Below are 16,090 nucleotides of genomic sequence, written 5' to 3'. Positions count from 1 at the left end.
CGTCCGGCAACTGCCGCGAAGCGCCGATCAGGCCTTGGGCGGGATGCGCAGCACCTGGCCCGGATAGATCCTGTCTGGGTCCTTCAGCATCGGCTGGTTGGCCTCGAAGATCCGCGGATACTGGTTGGCATCGCCGTACATCTTCTTGGCGATGCCCGACAGCGTGTCACCGGATACCACGGTGTAGGTCTTGCTGGTCCATTCGCCACCCGGGCTGCCCGCCGATGCGTGCGACTGGCCGGCCGAGCCGCCTGCCGGCGTCGCACCGGCCGTTTTCACCTCCGCGACCGGAGGGCCGATGCGCAGGCGGTCATCGACCCGGCCCACGCCCTCCACATTGCCGACGATCAGCACCGCCTTCTCGCGCGTGTCCTGGTCGCGCACGGTGCCTTCCATCACCACCGTGTCGCCCTCGAACCGGAAGTTGATCCCCGAGGGATCGATACCGTGCTCGCGCAGGTGGGTGCTCAGCGGCTTGGTGGCGCCCTCGGCGCCGCGGTCGTGGTCCTTGCCGAAGATCTTGCTGCCGGCATCCTTGATGAAGTCGAACAGGCCCATGGCGATGGCCTCCAGTGCGGGGGGGAACGCGACCCTCGCACCGCCGCCGTGACGGGGCGGTCATGCCCCGTCACGGGTGCGTCAATGCAGGGCGACTTCCTTGATCTGGCGGATCTGGTCGCGCACCGCGGCGGCCTCTTCGAACTCCAGGTCGCGGGCGTGCTTGTACATCTGCTGCTCCAGCGCCTTGATCTTCGCGGCCGCCTGCGAGGGGTCCATCGATGCGTAATCCGTGGCCGGCTCGGCGGCCTTGCGGCCCTTGCCGCGGCCCCTGCCCTTCTCGGCGTCGGGGTCGGCGCGTGCCCCTTCCATGATGTCCACCACCGGCCTTATGACCGAGCGCGGCGTGATGCCGTGTTCGGCGTTGTACTCGACCTGCTTGGCCCGGCGGCGGTCGGTCTCGTCGATGGCGGTCTGCATCGACCGGGTCACCTTGTCCGCGTAGAGGATCGCCTTGCCGCGCACGTTGCGCGCGGCGCGGCCGATGGTCTGGATCAGCGAGCCGCCCGAGCGCAGGAAGCCCTCCTTGTCGGCATCGAGGATCGCGACCAGCGACACCTCCGGCATGTCCAGGCCCTCGCGCAGCAGGTTGATGCCCACCAGCACGTCGAACTTGCCCAGGCGCAGGTCGCGGATGATCTCCACGCGTTCGACCGTGTCGATGTCGCTGTGCAGGTAGCGCACGCGGATGCCGTGCTCGCCGAGGTATTCGGTGAGGTTCTCGGCCATGCGCTTGGTCAACGTGGTGATCAGCACGCGGTCGCCCATGGCCACGCGTTCGTTGATCTCGCCCAGCACGTCGTCGACCTGCGTGGCCACGGGCCGGATCTCGACGACCGGGTCGATCAGGCCGGTGGGGCGAACGACCAGTTCGACCACTTCGCCCTCGGACTTCTGCAGCTCGTAGGGGCCGGGCGTGGCAGAGACGAAGATCGCGCGTGGCGAGCGACCTTCCCACTCCTCGAACTTCAGCGGCCGGTTGTCCAGCGCCGAGGGCAGCCGGAAGCCGAACTCCACCAGCGTTTCCTTGCGCGAGCGGTCGCCCTTGTACATCGCGCCGATCTGCGGAACGGTCACGTGCGACTCGTCACAAACCAGCAGCGCGTCCGGCGGCAGGTAATCGAACAGGCACGGCGGCGGCTCGCCCGGCATGTGGCCGGTGAGGTGGCGGCTGTAGTTCTCCACGCCGTTGCAGTAACCGACCTCGGCCAGCATCTCCAGATCGAACTGGGTGCGCTGCGCCAGGCGCTGCGCCTCGACCAGCTTGTTGGCCGAGTACAGCTGCTCCAGGCGGACCTTCAGCTCGTCCTTGATGGCGTCGATGGCGTCCAGCACCGTGCGGCGCGTGGTCACGTAGTGCGACTTTGGATAGATCGTGTAGCGCGGCAGCTTGCGCAGCGCCTCGCCGGTAAGCGGGTCGAACGCCGTGACCGATTCGATCTCACCGTCGAACAGTTCGATGCGGATGGCCTCGTCGTCGCTCTCGGCCGGATGCACGTCGATCACCTCGCCGCGCACGCGGTAGGTGCCACGGCGCAGTTCGGTGTCGTTGCGGCTGTACTGCATCTCCGTCAGCCGGCGGATCAGCTCGCGCTGGTCGATGCGCTCGCCCCGCACCATGTGCAGCACCATGCGGAAGTATTCGTTCGGGTCGCCCAGGCCGTAGATGGCCGAGACGGTGCAGACGATGATCGCGTCGCGCCGTTCCAGCAGCGCCTTGGTCGCAGACAGCCGCATCTGCTCGATGTGCTCGTTGACCGAGCTGTCCTTCTCGATGAAGGTGTCGCTCGAGGGCACGTACGCCTCTGGCTGGTAATAGTCGTAATAGCTGACGAAGTACTCGACCGCATTGTTCGGGAAGAACGACTTGAACTCCCCGTACAGCTGCGCCGCCAGCGTCTTGTTGGGCGCCATCACCAGGGTCGGCTTCTGCACCTGCTGGATGACGTTGGCGATGGTATAGGTCTTGCCCGAACCGGTCACGCCCAGCAGCGTCTGGTGCGCCAACCCACCCTCGAACCCTTTCACCAGCCGTTCGATCGCGGCCGGCTGGTCGCCTGCGGGCTGGTACGGCGAGACGATCTGGAAGCGGCCCTCCTGCACGGCGGGCCTGGCGGGTTGGGGCTGGACGGCGTCGTTCATAAGCAAGGGTCCCGAGGGGACTGGGCAGTGTAGCGAGCGACAGTAGATGGGGCCGGACGCGGAGTTTCCCTACCCCACCTCGCCCGCATGCCTGATTCAGGATCCCGGCCCTGCCGGGCAACCTGCACGGCGCACAGGGACAGGGACGTCACATGCGGACCGAACATGGATTCACCTTGATCGAGGCTCTGGTGGCGCTTCTGGTGTCGGCAGTGCTGCTGGCCGTGGCAGTGCCCGCCATGAGCCACGCTGTATCGGCCGCGCACGCTGGCCACGCCCGCACGCTGATTGCCACCACCCTCATGGACGCCATGCGGAGCGCTACCGTTGGCGGTGCTGAAGTGGTGACCTGCCCGTCGCTGGATGGGCTGTCATGCACCGGCGCCGCAGACTGGACCGTAGGCTGGATCTCGTTTGCCGACATCGACGGCAATCGCGAGCGGGGCCCGTACGAACCGCTCGTGCGCCGGGAAGAACAATTGGAGGGCGGGGTGAAGCTTCGCTCGACCCGGGGTCGGACGCGCCTGGTGTTCCAGCCGGGCGGCAGCACGGCTGGCTCGAACGTGACCTTCACCCTGTGCGACAAGCGGGGCCCAACCAAGGCCATCACCCTGGTCATGGCCAATACCGGCCACCTGCGCAGTGGTCGCCCTTCGACGGGGGCGGCCGAACAGTGCGCCTATTACTGAGGCCCCGTTGCTTGCCACGCCGTGCTTGACCCTTGCCCGGGGCCACCCTTACGATATGCGCCCCCGCCCGAATAGCTCAGCTGGTTAGAGCACTTGACTGTTAATCAGGGGGTCGTTGGTTCGAGTCCAACTTCGGGCGCCAGTATCGAGTAACGCAAAGGGCCGCGGAATTCCGCGGCCCTTTGTTTTTGGCGGCCATCAGGACGACCGGCAGAGCTTTACCAGCAATCCTCGGGATCTCCTGCATCACCGTCGACGATGCCCCTCACGCCTTGGGCATTGACGGTCAGCGTCCCGCACTTCGTGTCCGACGATGCTTGATTACCCTGCGGAGTGGCGCGCAGTTCGAACGCCGTGGCGGTGGGAACCCCCTCAAACGCAACTGCGTAGTGGTCGGGCGAGATATCCGAGCTGCAGGCTGCCGGGGCCGGTGCCCCCACGTAGGTCAGGTTGGTCGTGTAGTAGCGCTCCATTGCCTGCGCCCGCTCCGTCAGGCAAGCCGCCGCCGCGGAGCGCCGCGACTTCACCACCGCGAAGTCATAGCTGGCGATGGCGATACCGGTGAGGATCGCGACGATCGCCACCGTCACCATCAGCTCGATCAGGGTGAATCCGCGGACCTGGCGTCGGGAACGGCCCGACGCCATCGAAGGGTTGTACTTCATGTAATTCGCCATGGTCAGTCCGTAACGAGCTCACGCCAGGACACGCGGCCCGACGCAGCAGGGTTGTTGACGCCCACGGAACCGGTGTTACCGCCGGAACCGCCAACGCCGATGATTTTCTCGATCAGCAGGCCGTCGGTGGGCATGCCCACGCCGGTATCCACGGACCCGACGGCATTGCCGCCGACCTCGTCATCCGTGTACACGCCATCGCCATCGACGTCGAAGAAGTTTTCCGGAACGCTCGCGCCGGTGAACGCATTGATCGCGTTGAGGAAACCGCTGCCACCCGGAAGACAGGCATCGCGTGAAGGAATGATGCTCGAGAACAGCAGCACCTGTGCGACAACCGCGGGATCACCCACGATGCGCTCGCCCTCTGCTGTACCAGGGGCCGGCGGCACGAAGTCGATGAACCAGCCATCCTTGTTCGGCGGCATTTCCAGGCTTGATGACTCGAACGCGCGCACGGTGCGCCCACCGATGTTGCCCACTGCGCTGGTGGTGCGCTCGACCAGAGACTGATCGCGGTCACCTACCGTATCGCCGTCATCAATGACGCCGTACATGCTCTGAACTGATGTATCCAGCGGATCCTCCGGCTCGATCATTTTGCCCGTGCCGAAGAACACCCAGCGCTTGTAGGTTGCCGGATCGATGCCGATCGAAACACCACCCGTGATCGGCTGCCGCTCGTTGTCGTCATTGATCGCAACGAACAAAGGTTCTGGGTTGTTGCCCTGTCCCAGAGCGACCTCCCATCCGTTGCTGTTGCCGGAGCTCAGGTCGAACTTCCACAGGTTGCCCTGCAGGTCACCTGCATAGACGTAGTCCACCGTGCCATTGCCATCCTGATCCCAGCCACGGGGCGCGGAGAGGCCGTTGTTGGTGCTCTCATCAGTAGGTATGCGGGCGATAACCGAACCATTGGCGATATCCAGGACCAAAAGCACGGCTTCATCGCTGTCGCTGTTGAAGCCGTTGCCGATGATCACGCCGGTACGGCCGTTGTTCAATTTGGCAAGGATCGGCTCGCCCGTCACGTGCCCCAGGTCGGCGATATTGCCCACGTCCCACTCGACGTCAGACGTACCGAACGTGTCGGGGTTGGTGACGTCCAACGCAAACACGCCTCGTCCACCGCGTCCGAGCGTGCCTATGAGGATGTTCTTGCCCGGAGTGATGCGCTTGTCGGACACCACAAGCGGACCGTCCACGAAATAGTAATGCGGATAGTCCGGTTGACTGAGGGTGCGAAGCCGGGTCATGTCGAGCGACCTGGGCACATAGCCGAACAGTTCAGTGCCGTCATCCGCATCAAACGCATGCAGCATGCCGTCGTTGGCACCCACGAAGATGGTATCGCTGTCCGCGACGTAGACCGGAGAGCTGTGGATGATGTCGCCCAGCAGGCTGTTCCGGTTCCTGAAGACGCCATCGTCGAACCGTTCTTCTCGCGACTGGGAACCCTTGATGTAGTCAGCCACCTGCGCACCTGTATTTGCGCCGTACTCCAGCGCGGCACTCTGGGCAGACGTCGGGAACGTCGCACCCGAGATGCCGCTGTGCGTCAACACCTTCCTCGAGGCAAAGTCCGGAATATTGTCGGATGCCGCCCACAACGGTGGGTCTTCGTCGATGCCACTGCTATCGACCGGGAAGGCCTGCAGTTCGCCTGTCCATTGCCCGGGCACGTACTTGGCCTGGAAGAGCTTGGTGTCCGTGCTCAAGGTGGTGCTGTTCGCCGCCACGTTGGAGACCGACGAGGTGACCGCCGTGATCGCTGACAGCGCCCCCTTGAGGCCGTTGGCAAAGTCACCAGGCTTGGTGGCTGCGACGAACTTGCCGCGGCTGTTCACGGCAGCGTGCCAGAGATCGTCGATCCGGTGTTCATCCTCGTTGTCGAGCGGGTTCGGCCAACTGATGGCACCAGACTTCAATCCTTCCAGATCGGTCGCAGGATCCAGAGTTCCACTCAGGCCGATGGAGATCCCGAAAGTGACCATGTGCTGCCAGAACGCCGGATTGGCGGATGACACCGGAACGATGTTATCCAGATCATCCCGCAGGTCATTCTTCCAGTAGTGCATCGCGATATCGGCCAGCGTCCTGCTGTGGTTGTCCGCATACGGCGCCACGGCCTGATACGTATAGTTGGGATCCCTGATCCCAATATGAGTCGGGCCACCGGAGTTGTCGGCATTGCCGACGTTGGCCGCACCGCTCGTGTTGTTCCAAAAGCCATCAGTGGTCAGGATCGAAAAGTTCTGCCGGCAAGCAAACTGGCTACCATCACTGTTCATCAGGCCGCCATTGGGGCCGTCATCACCTTGCTCACTGAAGTACTCGCCGGCACGAGTCAGAGCAGGAAGTAGGGGGGTAGTACTGCTGCCCTCGGCATTGAACAAGCGCGCATACCACGTTGCGCGACTTGCACCTTCAAACAATCCATTATTGCCGTCATTGACGGGGATCTCGAACGAGTTCCGATTCCAGATGCTGTTGTAGCCAACGCGAAATTTGGAGCCATCCAAAGTACCGAAGGCCTCTGCCGCACCTGCCTTGGCCACCTTCATACGAGTGCGGTGATATGAGAACCATATTGCGTAGTTTCGTTTTTCGTCCGCCTGCGAGCGCCCCGTAGGCGTAGCGTCTGTGCAGCTGTTGCCACTCGAATTGCAGCGTTGCACCTTGCCGCCAGTGGTTATCCGGTAACGATAAAAATCGCTGGCGGAATCCAGTACGCCGGGATCAGTAATACTCAAGTCTCTGGGCACGTAGAAGTACTGGACACCGCCGCACACCGAGTACCACGATCCGTTCTGAACCGACCATTCGCAATCGTCATCGTCTGACAGGTCGATGGGGTTGCTTGCCAAGCTGAAATCGGAAAATGCGGACGAATAACTCGTACCGCCAGCCATACGGGTCCCATCAGCCTTCATCCAGGCCTGATAGTTGATGCGAGGGTCGTAGTAAATCGTATTATGAATATACGAGCGGTTTCTGAAATCCAGAGGCAAGCCGTTGCTGTTCTCGGGCATGCGTTGCCACGTCATCGAACCTGAGTCATCCAAGATGAACAGGATGTTCGGTGTCACGCCATTGGCCGACTGTGGTGGCACGTTCCCAACGTCGAGTGCAGCGTGCGACGGCAGCGCGAGCAAGGTCGCGAGAAATGCAGCCGTCGCGCCGTTAAGAGTCTTGGGAAGAACTCGGCGTGTCTCGGGCTTGTGAGCGGTGGACTTCATGTTGGCCTCCATCACGAGCCGGCGAGGTTGGATTGCAGCACTACCTGCGCACGGTCGGCCGCGGTGCTGCGGGCGGTGACGCGGTAACGAGGCTTGAGGCAACTTGGATGCTGCGGGATCTCACTGTCGCAGCGAGGCCAGCTTGGCGCCTCGCCCATGTACTCGATAAAAAACTGGGGCTGGATGGCGACATCACCTACGTCAGCCGCTGCATCACCCCAGTAAGCCCCATCACGCTCCGACCGCGGCACGAAACCGTCTCCGATTTCGGCTTCGGTGGGCTGGTCGCACAGGTTGCCGTTGCACGCGCCAGACCCGATCGCGGGGAAACCCGCACGCCCATTGGCGAGGATCGCCGCTTCGGCCTCGCGCAGCGCGGCTTCGGCAGCCTGGAAGGCCAGGCTGCGGTCAAGCAGGTTCGCGCTCATCCGCTCTTCCATCAGGGTGCCGCGCAGGCTTGCAAGCCCCAGCAGCGTCATGACCAGCAGCAGGATGAGCACCACCATCAAGGCGGCGCCGGATTGTCCGCGGGGTACTCGCGTCAGGTTGTTGGTATTCATGCGTTGCGGTTCCGCAATGTTGCGACGTGGACCAGTTGGCGGCCGATCACTTCACCATTCAGGCCCACCCGGTCCTCGCCCTGCAATTGAAGCTCGATACGTGCTGCAAGCACCTCTCCCCAGCGGGTGCCTACCCCGTTGGCATCGACATATGCCGCCGCACCCGGCAGCAGGTAGGTGATCTGCATATTCTCAACGCCGTCGGTGACTTCCTCCGGGGCGCCCATGGCACCGCGGCGGAGGACGCTGCGATAGAGGGAACGGCCCCCACTCGGGTTGTCGCCGATGAACCAGCGCACGGCGCGCAACTTGACGATCTGCGAGTTGTCGCCGTACTCGTAGCCGCCCGGCGAGTTGTCATCGCAATCCACCGGCACGTCGAGCTTCTTGGTGCAGTTTCCGATGGTCCCGGTGCCCTCGTTATGCACCACCGTTTCGTTGGTGGCATTCGGCCCGGTCATCTGGACGATGGCCGCCTGCCGGTTGTCACAGACCAGCAGCACATCGTCGGCTTCCATATCGTGCGTCGCGGTGTTGATGTGGAATACGGCGGACGTGGGGTTGTGGCTCGCCACCGTGACTCCGCGCCCTTCGCCCGACATCACCTCCACCGCATCGGTGCCCGCCACGCGGTTGGCCGGCTCATCCAGGGTGAAGGCGCCTTCGGCCCCGCGAATGCCATCCGTGAAGTTGGTAAACCAGTTGTTGGCCGGGTTCTCGAGCACGTTGGCCATGGGAATGCGGTTCGAGCACGGGTTACCCCCGGCTTCGCGCAGGTCGCGCGCCATCAGCTCGAAGGCCACGCGGGCGTTCTCCTGCACCCGGCCCAGGCTCTCGGTAGCGGTGTATGTCTGCCGGTTGGAGAGAAACACCCCGATCGCCGCGCCCACGACCAGCAGGCCCAGCACCAGCGCCACCATCAGTTCCACGAGGCTCAGGCCGCGTTGAAGCCTGATAGTGCGAAATGTCGAATTGCTTGCCATGTCAGATCCGTGTCTGTGTCACTACGGTTTGTTCTTCGTCGCCCGCGCCGCCCTGGGGGCCAGCTCGGCTGTCGTCCCACTCGACGGTGATCGTGCAGGCCCCCGCCGCGTCACACCCGACCTGGCCGCACGCCGTACTGCCCATGGAGGACTGCAGGTCGTTGATCCAGTTCGATTGATCGTTCGCGACCAGGCTGCCGCCCGCACCCGGAGGCTCGCAGGTCATGCCCATGTTGTAGTTGCCGGCGAGCGCAGCCTCACGATTGGCCCTCATGGCATCCACGATGCTGTAGGTCTGCACGACCGCCTGGCTCCGTTCCAGCGCACTCTGGCTGTTGCGCAAGGCCGTGGCCTGCATTGCGGCGATGCCGAGCAGGCCGATAGCCATGATCAGCACGGCGACCAGAACTTCGATGAGGCCCGCGCCGCGGACAGCGCCGCGTGCCACCGGGGCGTTGAACCGGGAGTTCCTGTATTTACCCATTTTCGACTGTCCGTTCATGGCGCTGCGCACGCCCCGCCGGCATCACTGCGACGGCTGTTGATGCGGCTCCCGAATGCAACCTCTACCAGGCGCTCGTTCTCTGCGGGCTGCGTGGTGGGCAGGCATACACTCACCAGGGCGTCCAGCAACGCGCCATCTTCATCCCGCGCCATCCCATCGGCGCGAAACTCGATGCGATTGCCGTTATCGCTGATCGCATCCGCGGCCCGCACCTCGACCGCCTCTTCGGCGACGCTGACGCGCAGCACCTGTTCGTAGGCCCCATTACGGTCCGCATCTGCGATGGTGATCCATTGCGACCATTCATCGCCGTCCGTGCAGGTGGCTCCATCGGCGCTTTCACACACCGCCACGCGCAGGTTGCGGCGCAGCGACTCCATCTTGGCCAACTGCAGGGACGCGACCAGCTCGTTGGAATTTGCCGTAAGCCGATTGCCATTGATCAGCGAAGTGAAGCTGGGCACGGCCAAGGCGATCATGACCGCCAGGACCGCGATGGCCACGATCAGTTCGATCAGGGTGAAGCCCGACGCCGGGCAGACTTCGTGCCCCCGGTTCTCCGGATATCTCGCTGGTGCCACGCGTTGCATCGCCCCCTCCCACGGTTCGGCCCGCCTAACCTACGGGCCGCCCTCCTGTCGATCCAGCGGCGCCCGATGGACGGCCGGTATGTGGTCGCGGGCGGCACGGAGCACGCCCTGCCCAGAATGCGGGCATCATGGCGCGCCGAACAGCGGACTTCGAAATGGCTGGTCCATCCACGTCCCAGTCGCACCCCTTGGACAGCCTATGGCAGGCGCCAACGCTGATCTGGGTGGTCCTGGCCGGCTTGGGCCTGGCAACGGTACTGGCACTTGCCCCCGGCGCCGCAGCGGACCGCGTGGTGTATTTCGGACTGGCCGCCATGGTGATCCAATGGATCGCCCTGTTGACGCTGGCAACGCTGTACCTGCTTCGCAACGCCTTGGCGGGCACGCGGCCCGTACGCGTCGCCTACGTGGCATTGGCACTGCTCGTGCTCAACACATGGATGGTCAGTGCGATTACGTGGTGGCTGATGCGGGGGGTGTGGCCCCTGACACAGGAGAGTTGGGAAAGCCTGTTCCTGCGGCTCACCGGGATCGTATTGGTGGTAGGCCTGCTGGGCCTGGGTGCCTTCCAGAACCACTGGCGCGCGCGGCAATTGGCGGTGCGTGCCAAGCAGGCGGAGCTGGAAGCGCTGCAGGCGAGGATTCGGCCGCACTTCCTGTTCAACACCCTCAATACCGGCGTTGCGTTGGTGCACCAGCGTCCGGAGGAAGCGGAACGGCTGCTGGTCGACCTGGCGGACCTGTTCCGCGCCGCGCTGGCCGGACCCCGGGACATCCGCCTTTCTGATGAGCTCGCCCTGGCGCATCGCTATCTCGAGATCGAAAGTTTGCGATTCGGCGACCGCCTCAAGATCGAGTGGCGCGTACCCGACCCCGTGCCCGAAGCGACGGTGCCCGCGCTGTCCATCCAGCCCCTCGTCGAGAACGCAATACGCCACGGCATCGAACGCGTGGCGGGTGGCGGGACCGTGGAGATGGACGTGGTCGACGAAGGGGACGAGATCGTGGTGACCATCACCAACCCGTTGCCGAACCCCGCCGGAGCAGCGGGGCATGGGGGGCACAGCGTGGGCCTGCGGTCCTCACGCGCACGCATCGAGGCATTCACCAGCGGCCGCGGACGACTGACTGCTGGCGTGGAGAACGACCGTTACATCACTACCATCAGGATCCCGCGCAAGCCGACACCCTGAGAAGGCAACCAGAAAACTGCCTCGTCCCTTCCGGCGTGCGGCTCAAGCCACCACGCGATAGCAAGGCTTGTACTCGCCCGCGATCTTCATCCGACGCTGCTCCACGAACGCCCGCAACAGGGCATCCAGCGATTGCATCATGTCCGGGTCGCCGTGGATCTCGAAGGGGCCGTGCGCTTCGATGCGCCGCATGCCGTCTTCCTTGACGTTGCCTGCAACGATGCCCGAGAACGCGCGACGCAGGTCGGCGGCCAGTTCGTGCGGCTTGCGGCCGTGGTGCAGGTCCAGCGCGGCCATCGCCTCGTGGCTGGGTACGAACGGCTGCTGGAACGCCAGCGGGATATCGATCGACCAGTTGAAGAAGAACGAGTCGCGCTGCACCAGGCGGTGCTCGCGCACCTTGCGGATGCCCGCCGCCATCCTGCGCGCTACGGTCGGCGGGTCGCCGATGATGATCTCGTAACGCGACGTGGCGGCCTCGCCCAGCGTCAGGCGGAGGAACTTGTCGATCTGCTCGAAGTACGGAGCCGATGCGCTCGGGCCGGTCAGGATCAGCGGGAACGGCACGCCGGCATTTTCCTCGCGCAACAGGATGCCCAGCAGGTAGAGGATTTCCTCTGCCGTGCCGACGCCACCCGGGAACACGATGATGCCGTGGCCGATGCGGACGAAGGCCTCGAGGCGCTTCTCGATGTCCGGCATGATCACCAGGTGGTTGACGATCGGGTTGGGCGACTCCGCGGCGATGATGCCCGGCTCGGTCACGCCGACGTACCGGCCACGGCGCACACGCTGCTTGGCATGGGCGATCGTCGCGCCCTTCATCGGCCCCTTCATCGCACCCGGCCCGCAGCCGGTGCAGATGTCCAGCGCGCGCAGGCCAAGCTGGTATCCGACTTCCTTCGTGTACATGTACTCGTCGCGGTTGATCGAGTGGCCACCCCAGCAGACCACCAGGTTGGGGTCCGCCGGCTGCAGTACGCGCGCGTTGCGCAGCAGGTCGAACACCGCGTCGGTGATGCCCGCGCTGGTCGACAGGTCGCGGCCACCGGCGCGCCCGTCCAGCTCGATCGCGGTGTAGGCCAGGTCGCGCACCACGGCGAACAGGAGCTCGGCGACGCCGCGGATGATCTCGCCATCCACGAACGCCATGCCCGGCGCATTGCGCAGGTCGATGCGGAGCCCCCGGTCCTGCTGCTCGACCTGGATATCGAAGTCCGGATAGAGCTCCTGCGCGGCGCGTGGGTCGTCGGAGGTGCTGCCGCTGGTCAACACTGCGAGCGCGCAGCGGCGCAGCAGATCGTGCATGCCCGTCGAGACATCGCGAAGGCGGGCGACTTCATCGCGGGAAAGCACATCCAGGCCGCCGCGCGGATAGATCCGGGCGTCGACGGTGGGGAGGCGGGACGGAGCGGCGGCTGCAGACATGCGTTGTTCTCGTTGTTCTGTCGTTTTCGTGGCGGTGACTCTACCCAGCGCCGTGCACAAAAGAAAACGGCCGGGGTTTCCCCCGGCCGTTTGCTTGCCCAAAGGGCAAAGGTGGATCAGAACTTGTACTTGAAGCTGGCCATTACCGACCAGCGGGATACGCCGGTGTTGCCCTTGTCGTTGTTGTTCTCCTGGATCTGCGGATTGTCCGTCGAGCCGGAGAAGTTGTAGACGTACTTGCCGGTTTCAGGATCGATACCGGCGTAGTTGGCAACGCGGCGGGTCGAGAAGAAGCCGTAGTCGTCGATCAGGCCCCAGTCCTCGTTCAGCAGGTTGCCGACATTCATGATGTCCAGCGCCAGCTCCGCCTTGTGGTCGGACACGAAGCCCGGGATCTCCTGGCTGATGCGCACGTCGAAGTTGTTCACCCAGCCGGCACGGAAGCCGTTGGCAGGCGCGACCTGGCCGCGGTAGGCCTGCAGCTCGGGATTCTCGTCCAGCCACTCGAAGAACGCCTGCTCCATCGCCGCACCACCAGTCCACAATACGTCACCGGGGGCGGCGGGCACGTAGAACAGGTCGTTGGTGTTCGCACCGTCGCCGTTGATGTCGTTGTAGTAGATGTAGCTGAACGGACGGCCGGAGCGACCTTCGTAGAAGAACGACACGCGGGTGGTGTTGTCACCGAAGAAGTCGCGCTGCCAGGTTGCCGTACCCGTCACGCGGTCGCGGATCGCATAACGCGAGTTGTAGGCGACCGGATCGTTCGCGTTGAACGACAGCGTGCTGCCCCAGTTGGAGGTGTTCTGCGAGCTGGTCAGCGGGCTGACCTCCTCGGCACTGGTGTGGGTGTAGAACAGCGACCAGCCGAAGTTTTCGACGAGCGGCTTGTCCAGACCCACTGTCAGCTGACGGCTTGCACCCTTGTTGGTGTTGCGGATCAGGATGACGTCGCCAATGTCCGACGGGCGGTTGGCCTTGACGCCAGCACCGTTGGTGCCATTGCTCATGCCGAAGCGCCCCGAGTTGGCCGGATCCAGGCCTGCCGCGTTCCAGTAGATCGCACGGCCGTCGGGGCCATACGTGGTCGGGTTCATCACGTCCAGGCGGTCCATGTACAGGCCGTCGTTGACGCTGGTGAGCAGCAGCTCGGCCGACGCGACGATGCCGTACCACGGCAGTTCGTGGTCGAGGGCCAGGTTGGCCTTCCACACGGACGGCAGGCGCAGGCCCGGCTCGACAATGTCGACATTGTTGCGACCCGCACCACCCGTGGTGGGAATCGGCTGCGGCACGCTCGGGTCGAACGCCGGGGTGTCGTCGCCACGCAGGTCGTACTCGACGTAGTTCAGGCCGGTGTTCTGGTAGGCGCCGGCGAGCCAGACATTGGGAGCCGCACCACCGAACAGGCCGATGCCGCCGCGCAGCTGGGTGGGACGCTCGCTGTCGAAGGTGTAGTTGAAACCGACGCGTGGCTGCCACAGGCCGTCATCCACCGTGTTGGTGTTGTCGTAGCCGTAAAGCTCCTCGATGCGCGGGTTGTACAGGCGCTGGTCGCTGAAGCTCGGCAGGTCGTAGCGCACGCCGGCCATCAGGGTCAGGTTGTAGTTGACCGCCCAGCTGTCCTGCAGGAAGAAGCCGGTGTTCTTGAGGGTGTACTCGGCCGGGATGTCGGCGTAGCTGCCGCCCGGACGGGGAGCGCGCAGCTGATAGCTGGACGCGTTGCCGTTGCGGAAATCATCCAGCGAATCGAACACGTACACGCCGTTGAGGTTGCGGCCGTAGAAATTGAGGATGTCGTTTTCGCTGTAGTCCAAGCCGGCCTTGACGGTATGGTCGCCCACGTACCAGGTGCCGGCGCCGAACGCCGTCAGCTCCTTCGACTCGATGATGTTGACGTGCGTGTTCTGCTCGGTACCGATGAAGACCGAGTCGTTGTCCTCGCCGAACCCGCGGATCTCGATGTCGGGGAGATTGGAGAAGGCCGAACGGACCGCGGAATAGTCCTTGTAGTTCAGCTTGAACTCGGTGGAGAAGCTGTCCGTCCAGTCACTGAACAGTTCGCCGGTGATGCTTTCGTAGGTCTTCGGCAGCGCGTACCAGAAGCTGCTCAGCGAAACGGAGCCCGTGCCGATGTCCGGGAAGCGCAAAACGCTCTGCTCGGTCTTGCTGTAGCGCAGGGCCGCACGCTGGGCATCGGTGATGTTCCAGTCGAGCTTGAGCGCGTACTCCTCGATTTCGGTCTTGCTGTTTTCCGGCAGGGCCAGTTCGCCGGCGTCGAAGCCATAACCCGACGCGATTGCCTGGATGTCCTCGATGTCGGTATCGGTAACGGCACCGGATCCGTACGGCGTGTTGGCCAGGCTCGTGCCCGGGGCGTTACGGGTGAACTTCTCGTAGTTGGCGAAGAAGAAGAGGCGGTCGCGCAGCAGCGGGCCACCGAACGTCATGCCGTAGGTCTCTTCGCTGTCGAAGCCAGCGAATTCAACGCCGCGCAGATCCTTGCGGACCCAGTCGCCGTCGCGATAGGCGGCGTACACGGTCCCGTCGAACTCGTTGGTGCCCGACTTGGTCACGGCGTTAATCACCGCGCCGGTACCACCGGAAATGGTCGTGTCGTAGTTGGCCAGGTCGATATTGATTTCCTCGATGGCATCCATCGAGACCGGCTGGCGCTCGGTCGGCAGGTTGTTGGACTCCAGGCCGAACGGATCGGCGGCGCTGACGCCGTCGATGCGAATCGCGTTGTAGCGGGTGTTCTGGCCGCCGGCCGAGATAGCGCCGTCGGACTTGCTGACCTGCGAGATGCGCGGGTCGAGACGGATGTAGTCCTGGATGTTGCGGTTGGCCGACGGCAGGGCCTCGATGGCCTCGCGCGTCACGTTGGTGCCCGTGCCCATCTTGTTGGCACTGAACACTTCCGAACCCATCGCGGCGATCGCCTGCACCGACTCCAGCGTCGTCACGTCGCCCGCCAGGTCGGCGTTAACGGTGTTGACCTGGTTGAGGTTCAGGTAGACGCCTTCCTGGGTCTCGGTACCGGCACCGGCCTTGTTGACGGTGATGGTGTACGGACCGCCCACGCGCAGGCCGCGCGCGTTGTAGCGGCCGTCATCGCCGGTGACCGCGCGGCTGACCGTGCCGGACTCGACGTGGACGATGGTGACTTCGGCACCGGCCACGGGCTGGCCGTCGGCGCCGACGACGCGACCGCCGACACCGGCGGAGGTGCTCTGCGCGAACGCAGGCGCGGTGGCAAGGGCGGCGAGCAAGCCAAGCGTGAGCCGGGACAGCCGGACGCGGTTCGGATGGGTCATTACAGTGGCCTCGGTGACGTGATGACGGCCGAACCGGGACGCGCGCGTGGCGCTCCCTGCTCGACCGGGAAAGAAAGCTTCAGGTAGGTGGTGGTGATTGCCCCCACCCTGGCGCGGCTCCATCCCCGCCGGGGTTAACGGCAGTTTAACATGCTAGGAGGGCCGAGTTACAGCCCGATGACAACCGTCATGTTAGGTCGCGAGCCCGG

General features: G+C 64.3%; 12 protein-coding genes, 1 tRNA gene and 1 pseudogene. 3 read left to right on the top strand and 11 right to left on the bottom strand.

Features of this window, described 5'->3' with window-relative positions:
* Window positions 1-27 precede the first annotated feature (27 nt).
* From K6753_RS14675 to uvrB, 3 genes and pseudogenes are all read right to left on the bottom strand, one after another.
* Window positions 28-327 carry a LysM peptidoglycan-binding domain-containing protein gene (locus tag K6753_RS14675; protein WP_425492098.1) on the bottom strand — a complete coding sequence of 100 codons (300 nt, stop codon included), beginning with the start codon at window positions 325-327 and terminating at the stop codon, window positions 28-30.
* Window positions 304-558, bottom strand: a pseudogene (locus K6753_RS14670) (BON domain-containing protein); the annotation flags it as partial. The pseudogene K6753_RS14670 and the gene K6753_RS14675, both read right to left, overlap by 24 nt.
* Before the next feature lie 81 nt (window positions 559-639).
* Window positions 640-2,700 (bottom strand): excinuclease ABC subunit UvrB, encoded by a 2,061-nt coding sequence (gene uvrB, locus K6753_RS08395; protein WP_223676002.1) that lies wholly within the window; start codon window positions 2,698-2,700, stop codon window positions 640-642.
* A 152-nt stretch (window positions 2,701-2,852) separates the two neighbouring features.
* Here uvrB and K6753_RS08390 point away from each other — a divergent pair, with 152 nt between their 5' ends.
* Together K6753_RS08390 and K6753_RS08385 are read left to right on the top strand one after the other, a co-directional pair.
* On the top strand, window positions 2,853-3,389 hold the full coding sequence (locus K6753_RS08390; protein WP_223676001.1) for a GspH/FimT family protein: 537 nt from the start codon (window positions 2,853-2,855) through the stop codon (window positions 3,387-3,389).
* 65 nt (window positions 3,390-3,454) lie between these two features.
* Window positions 3,455-3,531, top strand: a tRNA-Asn gene (locus K6753_RS08385).
* 76 nt (window positions 3,532-3,607) lie between these two features.
* Here K6753_RS08385 and K6753_RS08380 read toward each other — a convergent pair.
* Genes K6753_RS08380 through K6753_RS08355 form a run of 6 tightly spaced genes read right to left on the bottom strand, consistent with a single transcriptional unit; the run spans window position 3,608 to window position 9,943 of the window.
* Window positions 3,608-4,066 (bottom strand): type IV pilin protein, encoded by a 459-nt coding sequence (locus tag K6753_RS08380; protein ID WP_223676000.1) that lies wholly within the window; start codon window positions 4,064-4,066, stop codon window positions 3,608-3,610.
* Window positions 4,067-4,068: 2 nt separating this feature from the next.
* Entirely contained in the window at window positions 4,069-7,305 is a 3,237-nt protein-coding gene (locus K6753_RS08375; protein WP_223675999.1) for a pilus assembly protein, read from the bottom strand.
* A gap of 11 nt (window positions 7,306-7,316) precedes the next feature.
* A complete protein-coding gene (locus tag K6753_RS08370) occupies window positions 7,317-7,865 on the bottom strand; it encodes a pilus assembly PilX family protein (RefSeq protein ID WP_223675998.1) in 549 nt (182 codons plus the stop codon).
* The gene (locus K6753_RS08365; RefSeq protein WP_223675997.1) at window positions 7,862-8,848 is read right to left on the bottom strand and encodes a PilW family protein; all 987 of its coding nucleotides are present in this window, start codon (window positions 8,846-8,848) and stop codon (window positions 7,862-7,864) included. Before K6753_RS08365 ends, K6753_RS08370 begins: the two co-directional genes overlap by 4 nt.
* A 1-nt stretch (window position 8,849) precedes the next feature.
* Entirely contained in the window at window positions 8,850-9,332 is a 483-nt protein-coding gene (gene pilV / locus K6753_RS08360) for a type IV pilus modification protein PilV (protein WP_425492097.1), read from the bottom strand.
* A gap of 14 nt (window positions 9,333-9,346) precedes the next feature.
* Window positions 9,347-9,943: a GspH/FimT family pseudopilin gene (locus K6753_RS08355; RefSeq protein ID WP_223675995.1), complete on the bottom strand. Its 597-nt coding sequence runs from the start codon at window positions 9,941-9,943 to the stop codon at window positions 9,347-9,349.
* A 155-nt stretch (window positions 9,944-10,098) separates the two neighbouring features.
* On the opposite strand from K6753_RS08355, the gene K6753_RS08350 reads away from it, so the two are divergent.
* Window positions 10,099-11,136 carry a sensor histidine kinase gene (locus K6753_RS08350; RefSeq protein ID WP_223675994.1) on the top strand — a complete coding sequence of 346 codons (1,038 nt, stop codon included), beginning with the start codon at window positions 10,099-10,101 and terminating at the stop codon, window positions 11,134-11,136.
* Between the two features lie 42 nt (window positions 11,137-11,178).
* Here K6753_RS08350 and ppnN read toward each other — a convergent pair whose 3' ends face one another.
* Together ppnN and K6753_RS08340 are read right to left on the bottom strand one after the other, a co-directional pair.
* On the bottom strand, window positions 11,179-12,564 hold the full coding sequence (gene ppnN / locus K6753_RS08345; RefSeq protein WP_223675993.1) for a nucleotide 5'-monophosphate nucleosidase PpnN: 1,386 nt from the start codon (window positions 12,562-12,564) through the stop codon (window positions 11,179-11,181).
* A gap of 116 nt (window positions 12,565-12,680) precedes the next feature.
* Window positions 12,681-15,881 (bottom strand): TonB-dependent receptor, encoded by a 3,201-nt coding sequence (locus tag K6753_RS08340; RefSeq protein ID WP_223675992.1) that lies wholly within the window; start codon window positions 15,879-15,881, stop codon window positions 12,681-12,683.
* Between the last annotated feature and the right edge of the window lie 209 nt (window positions 15,882-16,090).

It is taken from the genome of Novilysobacter selenitireducens (genome assembly GCF_020026895.1).
Lineage (GTDB): Bacteria > Pseudomonadota > Gammaproteobacteria > Xanthomonadales > Xanthomonadaceae > Lysobacter_C > Lysobacter_C selenitireducens.
The sequence above is the reverse complement of the archived record's forward strand: the minus strand, read 5'-3'. Positions and strand labels throughout refer to the sequence as shown.

Bases quoted from the DNA above. Each gene is read 5' to 3' on its own strand.
- K6753_RS08375 (WP_223675999.1), bottom strand. From the start codon at position 7,305: ATGAAGTCCACCGCTCACAAGCCCGAGACACGCCGAGTTCTTCCCAAG.
- K6753_RS08365 (WP_223675997.1), bottom strand. From the start codon at position 8,848: ATGGCAAGCAATTCGACATTTCGCACTATCAGGCTTCAACGCGGCCTG.
- ppnN (WP_223675993.1), bottom strand. From the start codon at position 12,564: ATGTCTGCAGCCGCCGCTCCGTCCCGCCTCCCCACCGTCGACGCCCGG.
- uvrB (WP_223676002.1), bottom strand. From the start codon at position 2,700: ATGAACGACGCCGTCCAGCCCCAACCCGCCAGGCCCGCCGTGCAGGAG.
- K6753_RS08355 (WP_223675995.1), bottom strand. From the start codon at position 9,943: ATGCAACGCGTGGCACCAGCGAGATATCCGGAGAACCGGGGGCACGAA.
- K6753_RS08340 (WP_223675992.1), bottom strand. From the start codon at position 15,881: ATGACCCATCCGAACCGCGTCCGGCTGTCCCGGCTCACGCTTGGCTTG.
- K6753_RS08380 (WP_223676000.1), bottom strand. From the start codon at position 4,066: ATGGCGAATTACATGAAGTACAACCCTTCGATGGCGTCGGGCCGTTCC.
- K6753_RS08370 (WP_223675998.1), bottom strand. From the start codon at position 7,865: ATGAATACCAACAACCTGACGCGAGTACCCCGCGGACAATCCGGCGCC.
- pilV (WP_425492097.1), bottom strand. From the start codon at position 9,332: ATGGGTAAATACAGGAACTCCCGGTTCAACGCCCCGGTGGCACGCGGC.
- K6753_RS08390 (WP_223676001.1), top strand. From the start codon at position 2,853: ATGCGGACCGAACATGGATTCACCTTGATCGAGGCTCTGGTGGCGCTT.
- K6753_RS08350 (WP_223675994.1), top strand. From the start codon at position 10,099: ATGGCTGGTCCATCCACGTCCCAGTCGCACCCCTTGGACAGCCTATGG.